This is a genomic window from Candidatus Poriferisodalis sp., assembly GCF_965203655.1.
Classification (GTDB): Bacteria; Actinomycetota; Acidimicrobiia; order Acidimicrobiales; family Poriferisodalaceae; genus Poriferisodalis.
Genome location: NZ_CBDBDD010000006.1, coordinates 450,707 through 477,703, shown reverse-complemented (window position 1 = coordinate 477,703; position 26,997 = coordinate 450,707). Strand labels below are relative to the sequence as shown.

The 26,997-nt window shown below is 68.6% G+C and carries 9 protein-coding genes; 6 read left to right on the top strand and 3 right to left on the bottom strand.

Annotation, left to right across the window (positions count from 1 at the left end; translation table 11 throughout):
• From ACOGW9_RS08215 to ACOGW9_RS08195, 5 genes are all read left to right on the top strand, one after another.
• Positions 1 to 276, top strand: a 276-nt coding sequence (locus tag ACOGW9_RS08215) for a fibronectin type III domain-containing protein (protein WP_419910146.1), incomplete at its 5' end; no start/stop codon positions are given.
• Between the two features lie 438 nt (positions 277 to 714).
• Complete coding sequence (locus tag ACOGW9_RS08210) at positions 715 to 1,938, top strand: fibronectin type III domain-containing protein (RefSeq protein ID WP_419907723.1); 1,224 nt, start codon at positions 715 to 717, stop codon at positions 1,936 to 1,938.
• Positions 1,939 to 2,158: 220 nt separating this feature from the next.
• Complete coding sequence (locus ACOGW9_RS08205) at positions 2,159 to 5,806, top strand: fibronectin type III domain-containing protein (protein WP_419907721.1); 3,648 nt, start codon at positions 2,159 to 2,161, stop codon at positions 5,804 to 5,806.
• 508 nt (positions 5,807 to 6,314) lie between these two features.
• Positions 6,315 to 23,330 (top strand): fibronectin type III domain-containing protein, encoded by a 17,016-nt coding sequence (locus tag ACOGW9_RS08200; protein WP_419910162.1) that lies wholly within the window; start codon positions 6,315 to 6,317, stop codon positions 23,328 to 23,330.
• A 122-nt stretch (positions 23,331 to 23,452) separates the two neighbouring features.
• Positions 23,453 to 24,652: a Fic family protein gene (locus ACOGW9_RS08195; protein WP_419910144.1), complete on the top strand. Its 1,200-nt coding sequence runs from the start codon at positions 23,453 to 23,455 to the stop codon at positions 24,650 to 24,652.
• 15 nt (positions 24,653 to 24,667) lie between these two features.
• Here the strand turns inward: ACOGW9_RS08195 and orn are convergent, their stop codons facing one another.
• Positions 24,668 to 25,252 (bottom strand): oligoribonuclease, encoded by a 585-nt coding sequence (orn, locus tag ACOGW9_RS08190; protein WP_419910160.1) that lies wholly within the window; start codon positions 25,250 to 25,252, stop codon positions 24,668 to 24,670.
• A gap of 43 nt (positions 25,253 to 25,295) precedes the next feature.
• Here orn and ACOGW9_RS08185 point away from each other — a divergent pair, with 43 nt between their 5' ends.
• Complete coding sequence (locus ACOGW9_RS08185) at positions 25,296 to 26,111, top strand: potassium channel family protein (protein WP_419854868.1); 816 nt, start codon at positions 25,296 to 25,298, stop codon at positions 26,109 to 26,111.
• Here the strand turns inward: ACOGW9_RS08185 and ACOGW9_RS08180 are convergent.
• Positions 26,108 to 26,398 (bottom strand): hypothetical protein, encoded by a 291-nt coding sequence (locus ACOGW9_RS08180; protein ID WP_419854867.1) that lies wholly within the window; start codon positions 26,396 to 26,398, stop codon positions 26,108 to 26,110. The genes ACOGW9_RS08185 and ACOGW9_RS08180 overlap by 4 nt on opposite strands.
• 52 nt (positions 26,399 to 26,450) lie before the next feature.
• On the bottom strand, positions 26,451 to 26,933 hold the full coding sequence (gene dut / locus ACOGW9_RS08175) for a dUTP diphosphatase (protein ID WP_419910141.1): 483 nt from the start codon (positions 26,931 to 26,933) through the stop codon (positions 26,451 to 26,453).
• Between the last annotated feature and the right edge of the window lie 64 nt (positions 26,934 to 26,997).

Below are 26,997 nucleotides of genomic sequence, written 5' to 3'. Positions count from 1 at the left end.
AGCGGCCTGCAACTCACCGCCGCCAAGAAGAACGTGACCGTCACCTGGCACGCCCCCCAGTCCGGCGGCGCCCCCCACCGCTACATCGTGCACATCAAACCCGGCGGCGGCGGCAACGGAAAAACCCACCGCCCCCAAGCAGGCAAGCTCACCACCATCTTCCGCAACCTGGAACCCGGCACCGCCTACGAGGTCTGGGTGCGAGCCCAGAACGACGCCGGCAAAGGCGAGCGCACCCACGCGACCGTCACCACCCTGCCCGCCGCTCAACCGTGACTTGGGCTTGACGATGGATCGGCGAAACAGGCACGCTCGCTGCGGCAAATCGAGCATGAAGTCCCCGGCAAATGTGACATAAACCCGGTCCATAGTGCGCTGATGTGCTCGCAGCATTGCCCAGGCTTCGCGTTCGGCTTGGGATCTGACGGCGTGCCTTGGGTTATGCGGGGTCGCCTAGGATGTGGCGAAATCTACACGTCGGGATCACCGCGGGGAAGAAGAGTGCACATGTTCTGCGAGGCCGCCCGCAATTCCGCGAAGCCCGGCGCTGCACCTTTCGGGGGGGGGGGGGGGGGTATGGGGCCGCTCCGTCACTCCGCGCGGCCTCTAAGCCCGGGCACTTCCGCCTCCCGGCCCGCTGAGCCAGCCCGCCGGGTCCTCCGCCGGCTGGCGACACTTCTGGTCGCCGTCCTCGTCGGGGCGGCGACGCTGCTGGTGCCTGCGCCCCGGCCCGCCGAAGCTCAGTCCGAGGCCCGGTTCGATACCGGCTGGTGCCACTTCGAGTCGATGACGCCGCCGACCAAGCCCGCCTTCTCCGGCAGCCCCAGCGCGTCGGCCACATCCGTCACCCTTTCCTGGGCCCGCTCGCAGCAGCGGGGCAGCCTGATCACCGACTACACCGTCTACATATTCACCGCGGGCGGCTCGTGGGTCTCAGAAACGCTATTCACCGCACTGCGGCCTTGGGAGAACTACCGAAACTACACCGTCACCGGGCTCCAGCCCGGCACCGCCTACACGGCCAGGGTGCGGGCCCGCACCATCCACGCCTGCTATAGCCCCGCCAGCGAAGCGACGTCCTTCACCACCGCCTCCCAGCAGCAGGGGCAGTACCAGGGCGGTGAGGCCGCGGTATCGCAGCCGGGGCCGGACGAGAGCTGCCACGCCGTCGACGCGCAAAGGGACTACCCGGTGGTGGACCCCGAGAAGAGCAAGCCGTCCGACGTGCGGGTCACGCCCGGCGACGGGACGCTGACCGTGAGCTGGACGCCGACGCCTCGCGAGGGCGTGCCCGACGGCGAGATCAAGCACGCCCTGCGCTGGAGCCAGGTGTCGGGCGTGTGGGCCAACCCTGCCGACCCCAACGCCCTCAGCCAAGGCGACGGCGTTGCCGCACCCTGCGGCGCGACCAGCGTCACCATCAGGGGACTCGAGAACGGGGTCGCCACCGGCGTGTTCGTGCGCTCCTTCACCGGCGGCAACTACATGCAGTTCAGCGCGCAGTCCAGCGGCTGGGTGCGGATCAAGGGTCCCGAAACCACGCCGCAGGCCGACCCACCGGCTGCTCCGCCGCCCGAGGGGGAGCTCCAGCCGCAGGAGCGGGAGGCGCCTCCGGAAGAGGAGTCCCAGCCGCAGGAGCAAGTGGAGCGGCCCGGCGCGGTGACCGGCCTGCAACTGCTGGCCAAGGGCAAAAGGGTCACCGTCACCTGGCAGGCCCCGGAGTCGGGCGGCGCCCCCGACGGCTACATCGTGCAGCTCAAGGCGGTCGGCGGCAGCAAGGGAAAGACGCATCGTCCCAAGGCGGGCAAGCTCACGACCACCTTCCGCAACCTGGAACCCGGCGCGGCCTACAAGGTGTGGGTGCGGGCGCAGAACGACGCCGGCAAGGGCGAGCGCGCCCACGCCCGGGTAACCCTTCCCGCCACCCCGCCGCGGTAGGTGTAGCCGCAGGGCGCGCGGAATCCGCCGCCGCCATCATTCCAACCACCGGTTCGGCATCGTCTAGAACGTGGTGGGGTCCTCGTGTCGGAATCACCGGTGGGGAACCTCAAAGGGAGTCCACATGAAGCTAGGCCGCACGCAGTCAAGCGACGCCCGCCGCCACCCTGGGGGGGGGGGGCCTCGCCGCCTCGTTGAGGTTCGCCCACCCCGCCGCACCATGAATCCGCGGGGCCTTTTGGCCCTGGTTCTCGCCGTGCTGCTGGTGGGCTCGGCGGCCGTGGTCGCTGCCCCGCCCGCTTCGGCGACCACGGGGGCCGCCCTGACCGGGCTGACGCTGTCGGCGGACGGGACCGCGTTGGCGCTCGACCCGGCGTTCAGCAGCGGCACCACGAGCTACAACGCAAAGGTCCTGAGCACCGCCACCAGCGTGACGGTCACGCCGTCGTGGACCGGCGGCCACACCGTGTTCTGGAAGGCCCAAGGCAATCCCTCCGACACCAAGATCGGCGAAGGAGTCTTCTCCGGCTCCGGCGCCTCGCAGAGCGTGACGCTGTCGACGACCGAAGCGACCACGCTGCTTATCATTGTCAACTCCGCGGACTTCCTGAGCGTCTCGGTCTACTCGGTCGTCATCACGCCGGTGCAGCCTCTGCCGGACGCGCCGGTCGGGCTCAAGCTGGTCTCTGGGGACGCGGAGCTGAGGGCGTCGTGGAGCGCCCCGGTGAACACCGGCGCGACGGAGATCATCCGCTACGAGGTCCAGCGCAAGCGGGTCTCGGACGCCGTCTGGCCTGCTTCAGACACCGACGTGAGCGGCCTGACGGCAACTGTCGGCGGGCTGGCGAACGACGTCGCCTACCGCGTGCGGGTACGGGCGGTGAACTCGGCTGGGGCCGGTCCATGGTCTACCGAGGCCGTGGGCACGCCCTCGGTGGAGAACCAGCCCACCTCGGTGACCCTGAGCACGGGGACGGGCACGACCCTGAGCCCGGGCATACCGTTCAGCCTGATCGCGACGCTGGACCGTCCGGCGTTGACCGACACCCACTGCGTCATCAGCTACTCGGTCGTACACTATTCGGTCCAACGCGGGACGGACACTCGCACACTGGTCATCGCGGCCGGCCAGACGAGCGCGGAGATTGCGCTTCGGGTCTTGGGCCCACCGAGAGACGCGTACCTCATTTACACGGTCGAGTGCGCCGACTTGAGCCTGTCCGACACGGAGCGGCTCACCGTCTCCCACCGCCGGGTGGTCTCAGTCATTGCCACCGTGGGCGTGGCGGAGGGCGACACAGTGAAGGTGAAGGCTGTGCTGACCGCGGCGCTGGCGAGCGACGTGACGATACCGCTGACGGTGACTGCGGGCACGGCGGAGTCCGGGGACTACGTGGCGCCTTCACCCGCGACCGTCACGATCAAAGCCGGCAAGATCATCGGCGAGACCACGATCACCACGGTGCGCGACGACGACGACGACGACGAGACCTTCACGGTGGCGCTGGGCTCGCCGCTGCCCTCGGGGTTGTTGAGGGGTTCGCAGGCGTACCCGACCCAGCGCGCGGAAGAGATCTTCAGTCCCTACTACGAGGACTACCCGGAATCGCAAACGGTGGAGATATGGGACCGCGACCGCGACCCGACCGGCCTGGATCTGTCGGTGGAGTCGGGCGACGGGGCGCTGGCGCTGACGTGGAACAAGCCGGTCGGGCCGAACACGGCCTACGAGGTGAACTGGAAGGCGTCCTCGGCGCCCGATGCGGACGCGACCGCGCCGGGCGACCCGTCGACCGGCTGGGTGGCGCCCAGGGCGCTCATCAACGGCTCGACGTGGGTGACGGAGTACCTCTACCGCACCGAGTACACCGTTGGGGGGCTGGTCAACGGCACGGCCTATGACGTGCGGGTGCGCCAGTTCTCCGGCGGCCAGGCGGCGAGCCGCTGGTCCACCGGCGCGGGCACGTCGGCGGCGCCTCCGCCTCCGCCGCCGCCGGCGCTGACGCTGGGCGTGGCCCCTGGCGCCATCGCGCATGGCGGCTCGGTGACGGTGACGGCCCGCCTGGACCGGCCCGCGTTGACGTTGACCGAGGTGTGGTTCGACACCTCAGGCGACGGCGGCGGGGCGCGCTGGGGGCCCGACTGCGCCTGGGAGCACGGCACGGCCGGCATGATTGCCCCCGGCGGGCAGGAGACGACGGTGAAGCTGTGCGCGACCGCGGCGGCCGCGGGCCGCACGATGACGGTCACTGCGGGATTTTCGGGCCCGTATGTCGTGAAGGCGGGCGTCAAGGTGCGGGTGCTGGGGCCGAACCCGCCCACCGCGCTGACCCTCAGCGTCGAACCCCAAGACGCCGCAGCGGGCGGCGCCGTGACCATCACCGCGCGCCTCGACCGGCCCACCGCGCCGGGCATCACCGTGCATCTCAGCATCAACGGCGTCGGCGCCGCCTACTGGGGCGACTGCCTGCCCGCAGGCACCGCGCTGTCGGCTGCGCGGCTCTACGGCAGACACAACCTGGCCATACCCCCCGGCCAACAGCAGGCAACGGCGCAGCTGTGCCTGCGGCTCGACGTGGAACACCTCTCCATCGGCGCGTGGACCGACGCGCCGCGGCTGTCCGCGCAGGAACTGAAGCTGATGGGACCCGCCGGGCTCAGCCTGCGCTCGCTGACCGTCAACCCCGCCGACCCCTCCCAGAGCCTGCCCACCAGCGACGTGGACATCTCCTCGCCCAGCGACAGCTTCGGGCTGCGAGTCCCCCGAGACGTCACACGCATCACCGTCAAGCCCGCCACCGTCTACTCCGCCGCCACAGCCAAAGTCAACGGCAAACCCCTCGACACCGACAGCGCCGCAGTCGACGTTCCCCTCGAGATCGGCGACAACGTCATCACCGTCGAGGTCGACGCACCCAAAGCCCCCGCACCGCGCGAGTACACCCTCACCGTCACACGCGGCGACGCATCGACAGACCGCGAACCCCGACGCGTCGAACGGCCCCGCCAAGACCAGCAGCCCCGACAACAGCAGCAACAGCAGCCCGAGCTGCCCGAATGCGAGCCCGACAGCGGCCCGCTGTGCGGCATCGCGCTGTCGGCGGGGTCGCAGGCGGTGGCGCTCAGCCCCGACTTCGCCCCGGACACGACGTCGTACCGGGCCGCGGTCCCGGCGGGCACGACGAGCGTCACGCTCACCCCGGTCTTTGCCGACGGGACGAGCGTGTTCGGCGGATCCCGCTGGGGCGCCGCCACCTACACCCGCCCCACCCGCATACGCCCCTCCGGCACGCCAGTCGAGCTGGCCCTCGCACCAGACGGCGGCCCCACCGAGCTGTGGTTCATGGTCACCATCTCAGGCAAGCGCACCAACTACCGCATCGACATCACCCAAACCCCACCCCAACCCCAACCCCAGGGCGACCCGCCACCCGACCAGGGCGACCCGCCACCCCAGCAGGACGACCCGCCGCTCCAAGAGCTCGACCCGCCGCCGCAGGAGCCCGATCCTCAACAGCCCGAGCCGGAGCGCGAACCGCAGGCGCAGCAGAGCGAATCGCCGCCGGAGCTGCCCGGCCCGGGCCCGGTGACCGGCCTGCAACTCGCAGCCGGGAAAAAGAGCGTGACCGTCACCTGGCAGGCCCCCCAGTCCGGCGGCGCCCCCGACCGCTACATCGTGCATATCAAGCCGGTCGGCGGCGGCGACGGAACGACGCACCGTCCCAAGGCGGGCAAGCTCACGACCACCTTCCGCAACCTCGAACCCGGCACGGCCTACAAGGTGTGGGTGCGGGCGCAGAACGACGCCGGCAAAGGCGAGCGCGTCCACGCCACCGTCACCCTGCCGCCGCTCTTGGGGCCAGAGTAAGGAGCGCTAGCAGATGACCGGATTCACCAAGAGACCTCGCGCCGAAGCCGGTGCGTCGCGCCCGGCTCTGTCTCCGCGGCGCTGCTTCGCCGGTGCTCTGGCCGTGTTGATGGTGAGCTCGGTGATGGTGCTGGCGCTGCCGCCCGCGCCTGCGTCGGCCCAGAGTTTCTCCAGTTGGCCATCAGTCAGGTCAATAACGGCGGGGGCCGGCGCTGACGGCAAGCCGACGCTGACCGTAGTTGCTACCTCCCCGGATGGGCGCGTTTCCAGGGCTGTGGTCTTGATTAGGGAGGCATCGGCTGGTTGGCCCGCGAGAGGCTCGCAGCATTCGCTGCCGGCCGGCGTGTCCCATGACAGCGCGCTGAGCACTTATGACGACTGGACTTTCGCTTTCAGCGATGTGTTCACGGGCCTGAAGAAGGGCACTCGTTATGAGGTCCGCGTGTACTTGGTGCGTAGGTCCGATAATGCAATTGCTCCTGGCTCTAGTTCCACGCGTTCAGTGACGATGTGGGACGACCCGGATGCCCCCACGGCCTTTCAAGTTACCGCGGGCGATGCCAACCTCACCGTCAGCTGGCAGGCGCCCGCCGATACTGGCGGGCCCGGGGCCACCTTGACGGGCTACGACCTGGAGTACAAGGAGACCTCAGCGCCCGACCAGCCCGCGGCGACCTCCGGCGACCCCTCCACCGGCTGGGTGGATGCCGCCCATGCCGGCACCGCAACCATCGCCGAGATAGCGGGGTTGACCAACCGCAGGGGTTACGACGTGCGGGTTCGGGCCACCAACGCTGTGGGCGCAAGCTCTTGGCTGACCGGCGCCGGCACTCCCGATCCGACTGCGACGCGGACCGTGTCGTTGTCAAAAGCCGATGACCCGCCGGAGGGCTCGCCCATTTCGGTGACGGCCACATTGTCGGCCCCATTCGCCGCGCGCGACCTGTCGATTCCAGTGACGGTGACAGCCCCCGATGGCTTGGGTTCGCTCACGTCGATCACGATCAAAAGCGGCGAGACCACTGGCACCGGCACGATCACCACGGTCGCCGATCTCAATATCGAAGGCGAGTCGGCCACTGTGGAATTGGGCACGCTGCCACCGGGCGTGACCGCGGGTGCAAGTCGTTCAGTGACCGTCACCGTTGAAGACAGGGAATTCGGCTCTTCATCGGCCGGGCCTCCGCCGCTTCCGGGACTGCGCGTACGCCGTATGACCACGGCCGACGGTAAAGGCGTACTGGGGCTTGAAACCGAAAGCCCTGATGCGTCTGCCTACAGCGTGGTGATCCAGATCAAGGTCGCGGGGGAATCCTGGCCGACGCGAACAGCCGGAGACTCGCTGCCGGCCGGTGTCCTGCCGGGGCCCCTTGTGCGGAACATCGCCAGTTTCAGGGGTTTCACCACGGGAACCGAATATGTCGTTCGCAGCCATCTCGTGACGATCGGTGATTCCACCGTCGGCACTTCTTCCAGTCCGGAGTTCAGTGTGAACTGGGGTGTGCCCGATGCCCCGAGAGGTCCCCTCGAGTCGTTGTGGTCCACCGTTTTGACCGTCGACGCCGACGGAGGCTTGAAGGGCTGCGACAACGATGCCGGCGGGTTGGACGGTTGCAGCACAGCTCTCGTCGACGACAGCTTCAGTTTCGGCGGCGCGTCCTATCAGGTCACGTCTCTCCATGTGGAGGCCGACGGCGATCTGGTCATGGACTTGGATGCGGCTGGGGACAGCCTTGCGGGGTTTGCGGCGTTCGTCAGAGTCGGGGGGAACGACGGGATTGTCTATCCGCTGTCGTTGAATGGGAGCACTGCGACTTGGAGCGGCGGTCCCTCATGGACCGACGATCAGCGGGTGGAGATCAGCATTGACGGGTACCAGACGGCCCCGGTGGTGACTGCGCGGGACGCGGGGCTGGATGTTCTCTATCATTCGGTCGGCGATTCTTGGGCTACTCCTCACGAGTTCATAGGCGGAAACCAACTAGAAAAACGACTGTCCGTCACTGGCTACGAGGTCCAGTACAAGGAGACCTCGGCGGCCGACCAGGCGGCGTCGACACCCAATGATCCGTCGACGGGTTGGGTGGACGGCACCGCAGCCCTTCATCCCTCTTGCGTCCTCTGCTGGCACTCGGTACTCAGCGGCCTGACGAACGGCGAGAGCCACGATGTGCGGGTCAGGGCCAGAAACAGCTTGGGGGCCAGTTCCTGGGCGACTGCCTCGGGTACCCCGCTGGGCGTGGTTCCTGCGGTCACGTCGGCTACTGCGGGCGCGGCCGGCGGCGCACCGACGCTGACCGTTGTCACGGTCAACCCGGATGCGAACACCTATGAGCTGGTGGTCCAGATCAAGGCGGCCGAGGCGCAGTGGCCGGTGCCGGGCCGGTCTCATTCGCTGCCGGACGGCGTGTCCCGCGACGGAGCGGCGAGCACCGCTGACAGCCATGTGTTCACCGGTTTGGCGAGGGGAGCCTCGTACGACGTCCGCGCCCACCTGGTTGCGAGTCAGATATTCACCTCCAGTGCCGCGCAGCGTGTGAGGACTTGGGATGTGCCAAGTGCTCCGGGTGCTCCGGATGATGTGGTGTGGTCACACACGTTCTCCGTCTCCGTGAGCGACGACGACGGTGGGGTTCAAGGCTGTGCAAGCCGATTTGTCCCGCTTAGTCCCTGCGGCGCAGGCAAGATCAGTTACCGTGGCGAGACCCTTGAAGTCTTTGCCGTATACGTTGAGGCAAATCCGCGTTTTCCACCGGGTCCACCACGACTGAACTTGAACTTCGAGCCGGAGAACAACGTACCTGGGGCCTTGAACAAGGGAAGACTGCGCCTTGGTGGAGTCGGCGGGGTTGTCTACCCGCTGTCGAAGGGACGCCAGGGCGGCAATTGGTGGTATTGGGACAATCCTGCGCCTCCGTCATGGACCGACGGCCAAAGGGTCACTGTTGAACTGATCGCACCGGCGGACCACGCCGCGGTCACCGCCGGTGACGCCAGCCTCACGGTGGGCTGGGAGGCGCCCAAAATCACCGGCGGACCCGGGGTGGCCGTGACCGGCTATGGCGTGGAGTACAAGGAGACCCTGGCCGCGGACCGAGCCGCCATAACTGCCGGCGACCCCTCCACCGGCTGGGTGGATGCCGCTCACAGCGGCACCGCGAGGAGCGCCGAGATCACCGGCTTGACCAACGGCACGGGCTACGACGTGCGAGTCCGAGCCGAGAACGCGGTGGGCGGAGGCCCCTGGCTGACCGGCGCCGGCACCCCGGTGGCCCCCCCTGTTCCCGGCATCACGTCGGTTGTTGCGGGTGAGGCGTCGGGCAACCCCATATTGACGGTCGTCACCACCAACCCGGACTCGAGCACTTACGACGTAGTGGTGCAGGTCAAGACGTCTGCGACTACCGGCTGGCCTGCTCGGGCCACATCGCATTCGCTTCCGGCCGGCGTTGCCCGCACGTCGGCCAGCACCACGACTCGACATGTGCTGACCGTGGCGAAAGGAACCGCCTATGACGTTCGCGCCCATCTTGTAGCGAAATCCGACAGTACGGTCGTCGCGGCTTCCAGCCCCGAGTCGAGTGTCACCTCCTGGGACGACCCGGGCGTGCCGACCCGTTTGGTCGTGACAGCCGACGACAAGAAACTGGGCGTCTCGTGGATGGCGCCTGCCGATACCGGCGGCACAGGGGTGACGCTCACCGGTTACGACGTGGAGTACAAGGAGTCCTCGGCGGCTGATAGGGCGGCGTTGACGAAGGGCGACCCGTCGACGGGCTGGGTGGAGGCCGGCCACAGCGGCACCGGCACCAGCACCGCGATCACCTCTTTGAGCAACGGCACCGGCTACGACGTGCGGGTTCGCGCCAAGAACGCGGTGGGCGAGAGTTCTTGGCTGTCCGGCGACGGCACTCCGGAAACCCCGGTTCCGGGCATCACCTCGGTCACCGCGGGTGCGGCGTCGGGCACCCCCATATTGACGGTCGTCACCTCCAACCCGTCACCTGGCGACTACGACGTGGTCGTCCAGATCAAGAAGTCCGACGCCGTCTGGCCCGCGAGCCGCGGCACCTCCCACCAGCTGCCCTCCGGGGTCGGGCACGACGCGGCGGCCAGCAGCGCAGGCGCCGACGTGTTCACCGGCCTCGAGAAGGGCGCCGTCTACAACATACGGGCCCACCTGAAGACCAAGGGCGCGACTCCGACAGCGCTCGAGGCCTCCAGCGCCGCAACGACGGCCACCACCTGGGATGTGCCCGGCGCGCTGTCCGCCCCCACGGTGACTGCCGGGGTCGGCAAGCTGACGGTGAACTGGGCGGCCCCCGCGACCGCCGGCGGCACGGACGCGGCCGTGACGGGCTACGACCTCGGCTACAAGGAGAGCTCGGCGCCCGACCGCGACGCCGTGGTGTGGGACGCCACGCTGACCGTGGACCAGCGCGACACTATTTTTGGCTGCGAGAGCTTCAGCCTCCTGGCCAACTGTGACGTCGCTCTCGACGACGACGATTTCAGCCTGGGCGACGTGGACTACACAGTCCGAGCCATCAGCCGCAACTCGCAGAGCGGCGAGTTGCAGCTGATTACGGACTCCGATTTCGGTGACCTCGTGGACTATTCGCTGGTCATCGACGGCTCGAGTTTCCCGCTCAACCACGAACTCAGGAACTTCAGCGCCGCGCGTTGGGGGAGCTCGCTGTCGTGGAGCGACGGCCAGAAGGTCCGGGTGTCGCTGGTTCGCAAAGATCGCTCCCCGGCCGCCGGCTGGGTGGACGCCGGGCACACCGGCACCGCCACCACCGCGGAGATCGCCCCGCTGACCGGCGGCACCGCCTACGACGTGCGGGTCAGAGCCACCAACGGCGTCAAGCCCGGCAGCGCTTGGGCTGCCGTCCAGGGCACCCCGCTGGCCGGGACGTTCTCGGTGACGGCATCGGCGTCGGCGGCTGAGGGAGCGTCAGCTTCGCTGACGGTCACGCTGAGCGAGAACGCGCCCGCCTCGGGGGTGGAGTTCACCGTCACCGCCGACTACACCAACCCGTCCACCGCCACCTCCGCCGACGTCGGGTCGATCACCAGCCCGGTCACGGTCGCTTCCGGGCAGACGACAGCCACCGTCACCGTGCCTTTGGTCGACGACGACCTCGACGAGAACGACGAGACCTTCACCGTCACCATCGCCACCAGCGCCTCAGGGTGGGCGAAAGAGGGGGCTGGCAAGGACACTGCCACGGTCACCATCCTCGATGACGACACCGCGGGGGTGGCGGTGTCTGTGTCCGAGTTGGAGGTCGCGAAGGGCGCGACGGGTTCCTACACGGTTGCGTTGACGAGCAAGCCGGCGGCTGACGTCACCGTCACGCCTTCGAGCAGCAGTGCTTCCGCCTCGTTCGCGCCTGCTTCTTACACGTTCACTCCGGTGGACTGGGCCACGGCCCGTGAGTTCACGGTGAGCGGCGTCGCTGTGGGCACGTCTGTCATCACCCATGTGGCGGCGAGCAGCGACGTCGGCTACCGGATCGGCGCGGGCGGCAACCCGTCGGTGGACGTGAGGGTGCTCTCCACCGACGCGACTCTCAGCGCCCTGTCGGCTTCTGCGGGGAGCCTGTCGCCGGCGTTCGCGTCGGGCACCGTTGCGTACGCCTTGGCGGTGCCCAGCGGCACCGCCGGCGTCACGCTGACGGCGAGCACCACCCATTCGGGCGCGTCGATGACGGTGGGGTTGGCCGGCGGCGCGAAGAAGGCGCTGGCCGGCGGCGAGGCGAGCGACGCCTTCCCCTTGGGTCAGCAGCCCGTGAAGATAGTGATCACGGTGACCGCGCAGGACGGCACGACCACCGCTGAGTATGTGGTGACTGTGGAACGGGCGGAGTTGCCTGTTCCGGTTGTGGATTCGGTGAGGGTGGGGGCTGCTGTGGGGGGGGGGCTGCCGTTCCTTCTGGTGAGTTACTCCAATCCTGATTCGAGCCGTTACGCGGTGGTGGTTCAGGTGCGCGAGGGAGCCGCTGGGTGGGCTGCCCGCGGCGTTGCTGGTGCTGGTGTTGGTTTGGGTCCTGGCAGGACGTATGTCGGCACGGGTTTGAAGAAGGGCACCGAGTATTGGGTGCGCGCTCATCTGGTGGTGAAGTCGACGAATTCGGTTGTGGAGGCGTCGAGCGCTGAGACCAAGGTCGTGACTTGGGATGATCCGGGTCCTCCGACTGGTCTGGTCGTGGCCGGGGATGCTTCGAGGCTGGTGTTGTCGTGGGCGGCGCCTGTCGATACCGGTGGTGTGAGCCTTGCCGGCTATGAGGTGGAGTACAAGGCGGACTCGGCGCCTGATCGGGCGTCGCCGGGGCGGGACCCGTCGACGGGCTGGGTGGACGTCGTGCCCGGCCCCGCGACGACGACGGCGACGATCGGCGGTCTGGTGTACGGCACGTCCTACGACGTGCGGGTCCGCGCCACCAACGCGGCCGGCGCGAGCTCGTGGGTGTCCGGCACGGGTGTTGCCGCGGATCGGTCTGATGCGTCGTTGAAGTCGCTGGGGGCGGCGTTGACCGACGCGGAGGGCACGGCTGTCGCGTTGACGCCGCGGCGGCTGACGCTGGGGTCGAGGTTCACGGTTCGTGTCGACGACGACGTCACAGAGGTGAAGGTCACCGCTGTGCCGACGGTCGCCGGAGCGACGGTCACCATCGACGGCGCCTCGGGCGGCAGCAAGGTGGTGGCGCTCGGTTACGGCGACAACACGGTCACGGTGGTGGTGACTGCTCTTGACGGCACCACTGCCAAGACGTACACGATCGTCGCGAAACGCGCCTACCCGGTGCCGACGATCACCTCGGCCGTGGCGGGCGCGCACAGCGACGGCACCCCCAAGGCCACCGTGGTCACCTCCAACCCCGACAGCGCCGCGTACACCGTCGTCGTGCAGGTCAAAGAAGCGTCGGCTGCGTGGCCGGCGCGGGCCGCGGCTCACAGCCTGCCCGCGGGCGTGTCGCGTGCATCGTCGAGCACCGCCGACAGCCATGTGCTCGTCGGCCTGGCGAAGGGCACGGCGTATCTGGTGCGCGCCCATCTGGTGACCAAGGCCGCCACCCCCGCTGTGGTCGACGACTCGTCCTCTGAGAAGGCGTTCACCGCCTGGGACGACCCGGGAGCGCCGGGCGGCCCCGACACCGCGGCGTGGTCGACGACGCTCACCGTCGACGCCGCCGGCGGCTTGTTGGGCTGCGACAACGCCCCGGGCGGGCTCGACGACTGCGCCGACGCGCTGGGCAGCGACGGGTTCTCCTTCGGCGGCAAGACGCTGGAGGTGACAGAGCTGTATGTGGACACCGGCGGCAATCTGTACTTGAAGGTCGCGACTGCCGACGATGCCCCTGTGGGTCTGCGGGCCGCGAAACTGCGCATCGGCGGCGCCGGCGGCGTCAGCTACCCGCTGACAGGGGGTCTCGGCAAACTCCATTTCTGGGGCGGTGGCCCGTCATGGACCGACGGCCAGACTGTGCAGATCGAGTTGCTCGCACCGTCGAGCACCCCGAAACTGACCGTCGGCCACACGAAACTGACTGTCGGCTGGTTCGCGCCCGCAGACCCCGGCGGGCAGGGCGCGGCGATCACCGGCTACGAGGTCCAATACAAGCAGACCTCGGCCGCCGACCAGGCGGCCGTCACCCCCGCCGACCCGTCCACCGGCTGGGTGGACGCCTCCCACACCGGCACCGCCACCACAGTCGAGATCACCGGCCTGACCAACGGCACGGCCTATGACGTGCGGGTGAGGGCCGCCAACGCGGTCGGCAACAGCGTCTGGATCACCGGTTCTGCAACGCCGGCGGACACTCGGCCTGTTCCTGTCGTCCATTGGGTTCGCGCCGGGGTGTACTCAGACAAGACGCCCAGGCTGACTTTCAGCTATGCCAACCCCGACAGCAATGTCTACGAGGTGGTATTCCAGATCAAGAAGAAAACCGATGCCTGGGGCGCCCGGGGCACTGACCATGACTTGTTCTTCTTCGGCACCGGTCTGGAGAAGGGAACCGAATATCTGGTCCGTGCCCATCTGGTGGTGAAATCGGGCCGAACAGTGATCGAGGCCTCGAGCAACGAGGTGAGCGTCGTCACCTGGGACGATCCGGGCCCTCCGACCGCGTTGATGGTGACCGGCGGGGCCGCGAAGCTGGCGTTGTCGTGGACCGCGCCGGCTGATGTCGGCGGGTCCGGCGCGTCCTTGACCGGCTATGACGTGGCTTACAAGACCACTGCGGCTGCTGATGTGGCCGCCACGACTCCGGGTGATCCCTCGACGGGCTGGGTGCCGGTGTCACATTCTGGTACGGGCACGACTGTTGAGGTCACTGGTTTGACCGCGGGCAGGGCCTATGACGTGCGGGTGCGGGCGACGAATGCTACCGGTGAGAGCAGTTGGGTGTCGGGTTCGGGTGTGGCGGGGATGTTTTTTGCGTTGTCGGCTGAGTCGGGGTCGGTTGGTGAGGGCGGGTTGATTCGTTTGTTGGTGGAGATGAGTCCGCGGCCGGCCCAGGAGGTGGTGGTGCCGTTGCTGCGTGATGGGCGTCTGTTCAAGAGGGTGCGGTTGACGCCGTCGAATCCGGCCGCGTACTACATCGTGCGGGCGGCGCAGAACGAGTTCGTGACCGGTGATGTGACCTATGTGTTCTCGCTTGGGGGTTTGCCCGATGGCTATGGTGCCGATCTGGGCTGGGAGGTGCTGGCGGGTTACGGCGAGGTGTCGGTGACGGTGGTGGACGATGATGCTGCGGCTTTGGTGGTGTCGGTGTCGCCTGCTCGGGCGCAGGCGGGCGAGCAGGTGACGTTCACGGGCCGGTTGTTGTCGTCGCGTTCGATCGAGGTGGGCCGTTTGACCGCTGACAGCGACGCTGCGTCGTCGGTGTCGTTCCATGACGCGGCCAGCGGGGTGACGTTGACGTTCGCGGGCAGCGGCGAGGACCGGTGGCTGAACACGGCTGCGGAGCGGACCGCGACGGCGACGTGGACGGTGCCTGACCCGGTCGCGGCGCCGGGGACGTCGTTTTCGTTCGTGTTCAAGGAGAACCCCGGTGAGCGCGCCCGTTTGGCGGCCAAGGATTTCAGTTCTTTGCCGGTGTCGGTGCGTGTGGCGCACAGCGAGCCGGCCAAGACGGCGAGTCTGGCCGACGCGCAGGCCGTCGAGGGCGCTGATCTGGAGGTGGTGGCGTCTTTCGCTCCGGCGGTGACCGGGGCCGGCGGGCTGCCGATTCCGCTGTCGTTCGTGCACGGCTGGACCAGTTCTGCTGATCTGGGGCTGCGGCCTTCGTCGTTCACCGCGGATCCGGGGGCGACTTCTGCGACGTACACGCTGGGAACCCGCGACGACACGCTGGTGGAGCCCGACGAGACGCTGGCGGTGTCTTTTGGCGGGAACCTCGGTCATGGCTACAACGACGTGTCGGGTCCGGCGACGCTGACCATCACCGACAACGACTCCGCGACCCTGGTCGTCTCCGCGACCGCCGACGGCTCCGCTGTCGCCCACGGCGACACTGTCACTGATCTGGGCGTTGCGCTGGTGTTCTCGGCCGCGTTGAGCCTCGACGGCTCGGCCACCGCGGTGGTGCCGCACCGCAGCTCTCGCGACGTGGTGCTGAACGCCTCGGTGAACGGCCGCGGCGTCGGCTCGTTCCGGTTCGTCGACACCAACCGCGACGGCCTGTTGACCGGCGACGAGCTGAACGCGACCGGCACGGTGGCCTGGAGCACCAACGGGCGGGCCGCGACCCTGTCGGTGACCCCGCTGGGGTGGGTCACCCACAACATCAACGCCGAGGACTTCACGGTCAACGCGCGGGGCCAGACCAGGGCCACGGGCCTGACGGCCGCAGCCGGCGACACGCGGGCCACGCTGAGCTGGCAGTGGCCCGACACCGCGCCCTCGGTGAACGGCTGGCGTGTCCGCCACCGCGACCGCTCCGACCCCTCCGGCGCCTACACCGTCCAGACCCTGGCAGACCCGGCGGCCCGGTCGTTCACCTTCACCGGCCTCACCAACGGCCGCGCCTACGGCGTGCAGATCGCCCCCTACACCGACGGCCCCGCCCTGTGGCAGGGCACCTCGCTGGTGCTGCCCGCCGAGCTCGGCACCTTCGCGGTCACCGCGGCGACGACCGCGACAGAGGGCGCCAACGCTTCGCTGACGGTCACGCTGAGCGAGAACGCGCCCGCCTCGGGGGTGGAGTTCACCGTCACCGCCGACTACACCAACCCGTCCACCGCCACCTCCGCCGACGTCGGGTCGATCACCAGCCCGGTCACGGTCGCTTCCGGGCAGACGACAGCCACCGTCACCGTGCCTTTGGTCGACGACGACCTCGACGAGAACGACGAGACCTTCACCGTCACCATCGCCACCAGCGCCTCAGGGTGGGCGAAAGAGGGGGCTGGCAAGGACACTGCCACGGTCACCATCCTCGATGACGACACCGCGGGGGTGGCGGTGTCTGTGTCCGAGTTGGAGGTCGCGAAGGGCGCGACGGGTTCCTACACGGTTGCGTTGACGAGCAAGCCGGCGGCTGACGTCACCGTCACGCCTTCGAGCAGCAGTGCTTCCGCCTCGTTCGCGCCTGCTTCTTACACGTTCACTCCGGTGGACTGGGCCACGGCCCGTGAGTTCACGGTGAGCGGCGTCGCTGTGGGCACGTCTGTCATCACCCATGTGGCGGCGAGCAGCGACGTCGGCTACCGGATCGGCGCGGGCGGCAACCCGTCGGTGGACGTGAGGGTGCTCTCCACCGACGCGACTCTCAGCGCCCTGTCGGCTTCTGCGGGGAGCCTGTCGCCGGCGTTCGCGTCGGGCACCGTTGCGTACGCCTTGGCGGTGCCCAGCGGCACCGCCGGCGTCACGCTGACGGCGAGCACCACCCATTCGGGCGCGTCGATGACGGTGGGGTTGGCCGGCGGCGCGAAGAAGGCGCTGGCCGGCGGCGAGGCGAGCGACGCCTTCCCCTTGGGTCAGCAGCCCGTGAAGATAGTGATCACGGTGACCGCGCAGGACGGCACGACCACCGCTGAGTATGTGGTGACTGTGAACCGCGCGGTGCTGGCTGTGCCTGTTGTCGATTCGGTGAGGGTTGGGGCGGGCACTGGTGGGTTGCCGTTCCTTTTGGTGAGCTACACCAATCCTGATTCGAGCCGTTACGCGGTGGTGGTTCAGGTGCGCGAGGGATCGGCTGAGTGGGCTGCCCGGGGTGTTGGTGGTGCTGGTGTTGGTTTGGGTCCTGGCAGGACGTATGTCGGCGTGGGTTTGAAGAAGGGCACCGCCTACGGTGTGCGTGCCCATCTGGTGGTGAAGGGGACGAATTCGGTTGTGGGGGCGTCGAGCGCTGAGACCAGGGTCGTGACGTGGGACGATCCGGGGCCTCCCACTGATCTGGTCGTGGCTGGGGGCGACTCGAAGCTGGTGTTGTCGTGGGCGGCGCCCGCTGATACCGGTGGTGTGAGCCTTGCTGGCTATGAGGTGGAGTACAAGGCGGACTCGGCGCCTGATCGGGCGTCGCCGGGGCGGGATCCGTCGACGGGCTGGGTGGACGTCGTGCCCGGCCCCGCGACGGCGGCTGCGACGATCGGCGGCCTGGTCAACGGCACGTCCTATGACGTGCGGGTCCGGGCCAAGAACGCGGCCGGCGCGAGTTCTTGGGTGTCGGGCTCGGGTGTTGCCGCGGATCCCACTGATGCGTCGTTGAAGTCGTTGGAGGTGGCTTTGACTGACGCCGGGGGCACGCCGGTTCCCTTGACGCCGCGGCGGTTGACGCTCGGGTCGAGGTTCACGGTCCGTGTCGACGACGACGTCACAGAGGTGAAGGTCTCGGCCGTGCCGACCGTTGCCGGCGCGGCGGTGACTGTCGACGGCACCCCCGGCGCCGCCAAGGTGGTCGCTCTTGGCTACGGCGACAACACGGTCACGGTGGTGGTGACCGCGGTTGACGGCACCACTGCCAAGACGTACACGATCACCGCGAAACGCGCCTACCCGGTGCCGGCGGTGGTGTCGGTGGCCGAGGGCGCCCACAGCGACGGCACACCGAAGGCCACCGTGGTGACCTCCAACCCCGACGCCGCTGCGTACACGGTTGTGGTCCAGGTCAAAGAAGCGTCGGCTGTGTGGCCGGCGCGGGCCGCGGCTCACAGCCTGCCGGCTGGTGTGTCCCGTGCGTCGTCGAGCACCGCTGACAGCCACGAGTTCACCGGCTTGGCCAAAGGCACGGCCTACTCGGTGCGCGCCCATCTGGTCACCACCGCCGCCACCCCTGTTGTCATAGCGGACTCGTCATCTGAGAAAGCGTTCATCGCCTGGGACGATCCCGGCGCGCCCGGCGGCCCCGACACAGCGGCATGGTCGACGACGCTCACCGTCGACGCCGACGGCGGCTTGTTGGGCTGCGACAACGCTGCGGGCGGCCTCGACGACTGCGCCGACGCCCTCAGCAGCGACCAGCTCTCCTTCGGCGGCAAGACGCTCCAGGTGACGGAGCTGTATGTGGACGCCGACGGCAACCTGAACCTCAAGATCGCCACCGCCGGCGACGCCCCCGCAGGCCTGCGGGCCGCGAAACTGCGCATTGGCGGCACCAACGGCGTCAGCTACCCGCTGACAAAAGGCCCCGGCAAACTCTATTTCTGGACCGGCGGCCCGACATGGACCGACGACCAGCAGGTCACCGTCGAACTGCTGGCGCCCTCGAACACCCCGACGGTCACCCCCGGCGACGCGAAGCTGACCGTCGGATGGGTGGCGCCCGCCGACCCCGGCGGCCGGGGCGCGGCGATCACCGGCTACGGCGTGGCGTACAAGGAGTCTTCGGCGGCTGATCGGGCGGCGACGGTTTCGGGGGATGCGTCTACTGGTTGGGTGGCTGTGGCGCATTCGGGCACTGGCACTTCTGTTGAGATCACTTCTTTGACCAACGCGGTGGACTATGACGTGCGGGTTCGGGCTGAGAACGCGGTGGGCGAGAGTGCTTGGGTTTCGGCCTCGGGCACGCCGCTGCCGGACAAGTACTTCGCGTTGTCGGCTGAGTCGGGGTCGGTTGGTGAGGGCGGGTTGATTCGTTTGTTGGTGGAGATGAGTCCGCGGCCGGCCCAGGAGGTGGTGGTGCCGTTGCTGCGTGATGGGCGTCTGTTCAAGAGGGTGCGGTTGACGCCGTCGAATCCGGCCGCGTACTACATCGTGCGGGCGGCGCAGAACGAGTTCGTGACCGGTGATGTGACCTATGTGTTCTCGCTTGGGGGTTTGCCCGATGGCTATGGTGCCGATCTGGGCTGGGAGGTGCTGGCGGGTTACGGCGAGGTGTCGGTGACGGTGGTGGACGATGATGCTGCGGCTTTGGTGGTGTCGGTGTCGCCTGCTCGGGCGCAGGCGGGCGAGCAGGTGACGTTCACGGGCCGGTTGTTGTCGTCGCGTTCGATCGAGGTGGGCCGTTTGACCGCTGACAGCGACGCTGCGTCGTCGGTGTCGTTCCATGACGCGGCCAGCGGGGTGACGTTGACGTTCGCGGGCAGCGGCGAGGACCGGTGGCTGAACACGGCTGCGGAGCGGACCGCGACGGCGACGTGGACGGTGCCTGACCCGGTCGCGGCGCCGGGGACGTCGTTTTCGTTCGTGTTCAAGGAGAACCCCGGTGAGCGCGCCCGTTTGGCGGCCAAGGATTTCAGTTCTTTGCCGGTGTCGGTGCGTGTGGCGCACAGCGAGCCGGCCAAGACGGCGAGTCTGGCCGACGCGCAGGCCGTCGAGGGCGCTGATCTGGAGGTGGTGGCGTCTTTCGCTCCGGCGGTGACCGGGGCCGGCGGGCTGCCGATTCCGCTGTCGTTCGTGCACGGCTGGACCAGTTCTGCTGATCTGGGGCTGCGGCCTTCGTCGTTCACCGCGGATCCGGGGGCGACTTCTGCGACGTACACGCTGGGAACCCGCGACGACACGCTGGTGGAGCCCGACGAGACGCTGGCGGTGTCTTTTGGCGGGAACCTCGGTCATGGCTACAACGACGTGTCGGGTCCGGCGACGCTGACCATCACCGACAACGACTCCGCGACCCTGGTCGTCTCCGCGACCGCCGACGGCTCCGCTGTCGCCCACGGCGACACTGTCACTGATCTGGGCGTTGCGCTGGTGTTCTCGGCCGCGTTGAGCCTCGACGGCTCGGCCACCGCGGTGGTGCCGCACCGCAGCTCTCGCGACGTGGTGCTGAACGCCTCGGTGAACGGCCGCGGCGTCGGCTCGTTCCGGTTCGTCGACACCAACCGCGACGGCCTGTTGACCGGCGACGAGCTGAACGCGACCGGCACGGTGGCCTGGAGCACCAACGGGCGGGCCGCGACCCTGTCGGTGACCCCGCTGGGGTGGGTCACCCACAACATCAACGCCGAGGACTTCACGGTCAACGCGCGGGGCCAGACCAGGGCCACGGGCCTGACGGCCGCAGCCGGCGACACGCGGGCCACGCTGAGCTGGCAGTGGCCCGACACCGCGCCCTCGGTGAACGGCTGGCGTGTCCGCCACCGCGACCGCTCCGACCCCTCCGGCGCCTACACCGTCCAGACCCTGGCAGACCCGGCGGCCCGGTCGTTCACCTTCACCGGCCTCACCAACGGCCGCGCCTACGGCGTGCAGATCGCCCCCTACACCGACGGCCCCGCCCTGTGGCAGGGCACCTCGCTGGTGCTGCCCGCCGAGCTCGGCACCTTCGCGGTCACCGCGGCGACGACCGCGACAGAGGGCGCCAACGCTTCGCTGACGGTCACGCTGAGCGAGAACGCGCCCGCCTCGGGGGTGGAGTTCACCGTCACCGCCGACTACACCAACCCGTCCACCGCCACCTCCGCCGACGTCGGGTCGATCACCAGCCCGGTCACGGTCGCTTCCGGGCAGACGACAGCCACCGTCACCGTGCCTTTGGTCGACGACGACCTCGACGAGAACGACGAGACCTTCACCGTCACCATCGCCGCCGGCGACTCCCGCTGGGCCAAAGCCGGCCCCGGCCAGGACACCGCCACCATCACCATCACCGACAACGACGATCCCAAGTCCGCCAACGCGAACCTGAGCGGGCTGACGGCCACGAGCTCGACCGCCCAGGACGGCACCTACACCTCGCTGGCGCTGTCGCCTGCGTTCGACGCGGCGAAGACCTCCTATGCCGCCTCGGTGCTCAACAGCGTGGGCTATGTGAAGCTGACGCCGACGGTGGCCGACACCGGCAAGGCCACGGTGAAGGCCGGCAAGGCGGGTTCTGCCCTTTCTACGGTGATGAGCGGTTCGGAGACGTCGGCCATCGCGCTGGCCCAGAACGCCGACAACGCGATCACGGTCACGGTGACGGCGGAGAACGGCACTGAGAAGGACTACACCGTCACGGTGACGACATACGCCGTCCCGACCCTCACGTCGGTCACCGCGGGCGCGGTCGGCGGCAAGCCCGCGCTGACGGTGGTCACGTCGAACCCCGACTCTGCCGGCTTCGATGTGGTGGTGCAGATCAAAGAGTCGTCGGGCGGCTGGCCGGCGAGCCGGGCCACGTCGCATCAGCTTCCCGACGGCGTCTCCCGCGACGCGGCGGCCAGCAGCGCGGGCTCGGACGTGTTCACCGGCTTCGAGAAGGGCGCGGCCTACACGGTGCGGGCCCATCTGGTGTCCAAGGGCGCCACCCCGGCGGCCAACCCCGGGTCGAGCCCGTCGGTGGAGGCCACCACCTGGGACGTGCCCGGCGCGCCGCCCGCGCCCACGGCGACCGCCGGGGTGGGCAAGCTGACGCTGAGATGGGCGGCGCCCACGGACGCCGGCGGCGCGGGCGCGGCCGTGACCGGCTACGACGTGGAGTACAAGGAGACCTCGGCCGCCGACCGGGCGGCCACCACCACGGGCGACCCGTCCACCGGCTGGGTCGACGCGGGCCACAGCGGGACGGGCACGAGGGCGGAGATCGCCGGGCTCACCGGCGGCACGAGCTACGACGTGCGGGTGAGGGCCCGCAACGGCATCGACCCCGGCAGCGCCTGGGCCGCCGCCCGAGGCACGCCGCAGGCGGAGCTGGAGTTGGCCTTCGACGCGGTCGCCTCAGAGGAGGCCGCCGGTGAACGGGGGCAGACGGTGCGGGTGACGGCCACCCTCACCGAGGCGGCCGCGGCAGAGACGACGGTCGCGCTGTCGGTGGACAACAGCAGCACCGCAACCCGCCACAAGGACTACTCCTGGTTCGTGCCGCGGGCCCTCACGATCGCCGTAGGCGAGACGTCGGTCTCGACGATGCTGACGGTGTTCGACGACGACATCGCCGAGGATTCTGAGACGATCGTGGTCGACGCCCGCGCGACCCGGACCGAAGAGGGCGTGGCGAGGACCATCCGGGCGCAGCGCCAGACGCTCACCATCGAGGACGACGACACGGCGGGCGTGCTGCTGGTCAAGCTGCACGACACCGGCGTCACCGGTGACGACTGGGCCAGAGACGTGGTGACGGCGGAGCTGAGAACCGTGACTGCGCTCACCGTGTCGACCGTGGTGCCGAAGGACACCTACTCGGTGAGGCTGGCAAGCGAGCCGACGGCCGACGTGACGATCGCAGCCGCCAGCGTGGCCCCGGGCGTGGCTGTGGTCAGCGGCGGCCCGCTCACCTTCACTGCATCGGACTGGAACCGGAACCAGACGCTCACCGTCACCGGGGTGGCGTCGGGCGCCACGTTGATCTCTCACATCTCCGCCAGCAGCGACCCCAAATACGACGGCGTCTTCATGGATGTAGCCGTGACGGTGACGCAGGGGCACTTTGTTCCCGGCGTGCCCCGCGACGTGGTAGCGGCCAATCCCAACGGCCAGCAAAGCGGGCAGCTAACGGTGGCATGGCGTCCCCCGGCCGACGACGGCGGGGATGCCGTCACCGGGTACGACGTGGAGTACAAGGAGAGCGCAGCCGAGGATCGAGCGGCTGCGACGCCGGGCGATCCCCGCTCCGGCTGGGTGGACTCCGGCCACACCGGCAGCGGAACCACCACACAGATCACCGGCCTCGACAAGGGCGCCAGCTACGAGATACGGGTACGGGCGGTCAACTCGGTAGGCCCGGGCGAATGGTCGGCCTCGGCGATGGGCACAACGCCTGAACCGCAAGAGGAGACGCCGCCCGAGGAGACGCCGCCCGAGGAGACGCCGCCCGAGGAGGAGACCCAGCCGCCCGAGGAGGTGCCGGATGCTCCTGCGGAGGTGCCCGGGCCGGTGACCGGTTTGGCGCTGTCGGCGACCGAGAAGACGGTCACCGTCACCTGGCAGGCCCCGGAGTCGGGCGGCGCCCCCGACGGCTACATCGTGCAGCTCAAGCCGGTGGGAGGCGGCAGCGGGAAGACGCATCGTCCCAAGGCGGGCAAGCTCACGACCACCTTCCGCAACCTGGAACCCGGCACGGCCTACAAGGTGTGGGTGCGGGCGCAGAACGACGCCGGCAAGGGCGAGCGCACCCACGCCCGCATAACCCTTCCCGCCGTCCCGCCGCGCTGAGCGGCGGCGCCGAGTTGCTGCTGGCCTTCGGCACAGTTTAAGTTACGGTTGAGGTATAACCGATACTTAGGTGATCGATGGCGTCACACTTGCGAAAGCGTTGGCATCCGAGATTCGAGGGGATGAGCCGGCAGGATCGGCGCGGCTGTTTCTATGACGCGTACGTTGCCGACCCACTCGTGGGGTGGGATCCGTCGATCACCGCGGATGTGGCCGCGGACATTGCAGATGCCGAGTCGGCGGTGCGAGCGCTGAATGTTGCCGACGCATCGCATGTGAGTCTCGAAGGTCTCGCGCGGTTCTTGTTGCGAGCTGAGTCTGTTGCGTCATCCAGGATCGAAGGTCTGCAATTGGGAGCCCGTCGGCTGGCGCTCGCGGAGGCGGCGATTGCGCTCGGCGGGGAGGCGGGAGACCGAGTGGCCGCGGAGGTGCTCGCCAACATCGCAGCGATGGAATCTGCTCTCGAGCTCGCGCTCAGCAGCGCGCGGTTCGAGCTTGACGACTTGCTGCGGGTGCATCGCACCTTGATGGACAGATCGCCTGCTCCCGAACTCGGGGGAGTCGTCCGGGAGGAGCAGAACTGGATCGGCGGCAGTTCGTACAACCCGTGCAGCGCGGCGTTCGTCCCGCCGCCTCCCGAGTGCGTGCCCGAGCTGCTCGCCGATCTCCTCGACTACGTCAATCGCGACGATCACTCACCGCTGACACAAGCCGCTCTTGCGCACGCCCAGTTCGAGACCATCCATCCATTTGCCGATGGCAATGGCCGGACGGGCCGCGCGCTGATTCATGTCGTTCTGAGGCGACGCGGTCTCGCGCCCACATTCGTCCCGCCCATCAGCCTGGCCTTGGCCACGCTGTCGGACGACTACGTCGGGGGCCTGATGACGTTTCGCCATCTCAGCGAGCCCCACAGCGCCGAGCGATCCGCCGCAGCGGCGGAATGGATGCGCATCTTCGCCGTCGCGACCAACCGGGCCTGCCGGGATGCGCAGAGCTACAGCGCCGACATCAGTGCCGTCACCGCTGGCTGGCATGCAAAGCTCGGCCGTGTCCGCGCCAACTCCAGCACCGACTTGCTGTTGGGGGTCTTGCCGGGCGCGCCGATCGTGACCGTCGAATCCGCGAGCTGCCTCATCAGCCGTTCCAAGGCGCGCACGGCCGATGCGGTCAACCAGCTTGCCGAAGCAGGCATCCTGCGACAACGCAACGCGGGCCGCCAGCGCTACCGAGTATTCGAAGCCACTGGAGTGCTCGACCTGTTCACCGCACTCGAACGAGCACTCGCCAGCCCAACCGGCGACACCCGATCTGCCTATTGATCTAGCGACAGCAGCTCACGCTGAGGCTGCGTCCGCAGCATCCTGTCGGAGCCACCGGTCGCGGTAGTAGCGGAGCTCGTCGATGCTCTCGAGCACGTCGTCAAGCGCTCGGTGCTTGGTGGACCCGGCACGCGATCTGCTGAGATCCGCCCACGCCTGGGCCACCTCGGGCTGCCAGCGCTTGGCGAGCTCCTTGATGGTGGACACATCGACCACCCGGTAATGCAAGTGCTGCTCGAGCGCCGGCATGTACTGGTCCAAGAAGCGACGGTCGGTGCCGATGGAGTTGCCGCACAGCGGCACGGTGCCCGGTTCGGGGACGTGCTCGGTGATGAACGAGAGCGTGCGTTCCTGCGCGTCGGCGACGGTGATGTTCGATGCTGCGATCTCGTCGAGCAATCCCGTGGCTTCATGCATCGTGCGGACCTCGGCGTCCATGGCATCGAGATCTGCTTGCGAGGCGCCGATCACCAGCGACGGACCCGTGGCGACGAGCTCCAGCGAGTCGTCGGTGATCACGGTTGCGATCTCCACGATGCGATGGCGGCGATGATCCAGCCCGGTCATCTCGAGGTCCAGCCAGACCAGCACGGCGGCCATGGTAGGCACGACCCGGGCTGCTGGTCGCAATAGCGTTCCATCGATGAAGGTCGTGTTGGGACGACGGCAGGCGCGCCGCGCTCAGCGATCTCGCGGCGGATCGCGGCGGCGCCTCGTTTCCGGTGGACTTGAGCCCGTTGAGCGGCTCATTGCCGGCCTCACGGTGCTCGCGGTCATCTTGGCAGCCGGCACGACGGGTTATGTACTGCTCGGCCTCGGTCTGCTCGACGCGCTGTATCAGACGGTCATCACCGTCTCGACGGTTGGCTACAGCGATCCAGCGGGCACAGGAGGCCGCTACCAGATCTTCACGATCGCCCTCATCCTGCTCGGCACCGGCACGTCGCTGTACACCGTCGGTGTTGTCATTGAAATGCTGTTCGAGGGACGGCTCGACGACCACATCAGGAGGCGACGCATGCAGCGCTCCATCGACAGTCTTTCCGGTCACGCCGTGGTCTGCGGTTACGGCCAGGTCGGCCAAGCCATCGCCGCGGCAATGATCGACGCAGGCACCGATGTGGTGCTGATCGACAGCGACTCCGACGTCGATCCCGGTGATCTGCACTTGGTGCCCGGCGACGCCACCCACGACAGCACCTTGCGGAATGCCGGGCTCGAGCGGGCCAGTTCGCTGGTGGTGGCTTTGGATTCCGACGCCGACAATCTCTATGTGGCATTGAGCGCCCGCGCCCTGTGCCCCGAGCTGTTCATCGTGGCGAGAGCCAATTCGGGCGACGCGTTGCCGAAGCTGCAACAAGCCGGTGCCGATCGCGTCATCAACCCGCACCAGATCGGCGGAGCACACATGGCCGAGGCTGCCCTGCGCCAAGACGCAGCCGGCGACGGCGAGCGCTAGTCGGCCACGAGGTTCAAGGCGCGGCGAGTTTGCTCGATGCGCTCGTAACCCTCGGTGTCAGCGAGGTAACGACGCTTCGCCAGCCGCGCACGGGCGCGGCGCCTGCGGGCCTTCACGGCTGCGGCACTTGCAATCTTTCGGCCAGCGCCTGCGGCAACAAGGCCGCTGGCTGCCAGCCCTGCGGACGGGGGCCGGGATGGCGTCTTGGCCGTGTGATCGGTCTCGAATTCGAACTGAGAAACATCGAACAGGGTGAGCGGTGGCTGCGTCGGCGGCTTCGTGGCCATGCCGTCATGGCTACAGATGGGGTGTGACAGTGCTGGCGCGGGGCGCACGGCGTCAGCGACCTGAGTGCCCGAACCCTCCAAGCCCCCGCTCGGTCTCGTCGAGCGAATCGACCTCTTCCCACTCTGCCTGTTCAACGCGCTGGATCACCAGTTGCGCGATCCGGTCGCCGCGCTGGATCTCGTAGGGCTCGCTGGGGTCGGTGTTCAGCAGCAGCACCCGCAGCTCGTCGCGATATCCGCTGTCGATCAGTCCGGGCGAGTTCACGCAAGTGATGCCGTGCCGCCACGCCAACCCGCTGCGCGGCTGGACGAATCCGGCATAGCCCGGCGGGATGGCCACGGCGATGCCAGTGCGGATCATGGCCCTGCCGCCGGCCGCGGCCAGCGAGACCGACTCGGCCGCGAGCAGGTCGCAGCCCGCATCACCCGGCTTGGCATAGGCCGGCAGCGGCAAGTCGGGGTCGATGCGTCGAATGGGCACAACCACCACGTCGAGCACTGTAGGCGTGCGATCAACGGCAGCGGCTCGACACATTCCGGATGGCGATGACCGTCTTGAGCGTCGCGCTCAGTAGTTGACACCCGCGGCGCGGTTGGCT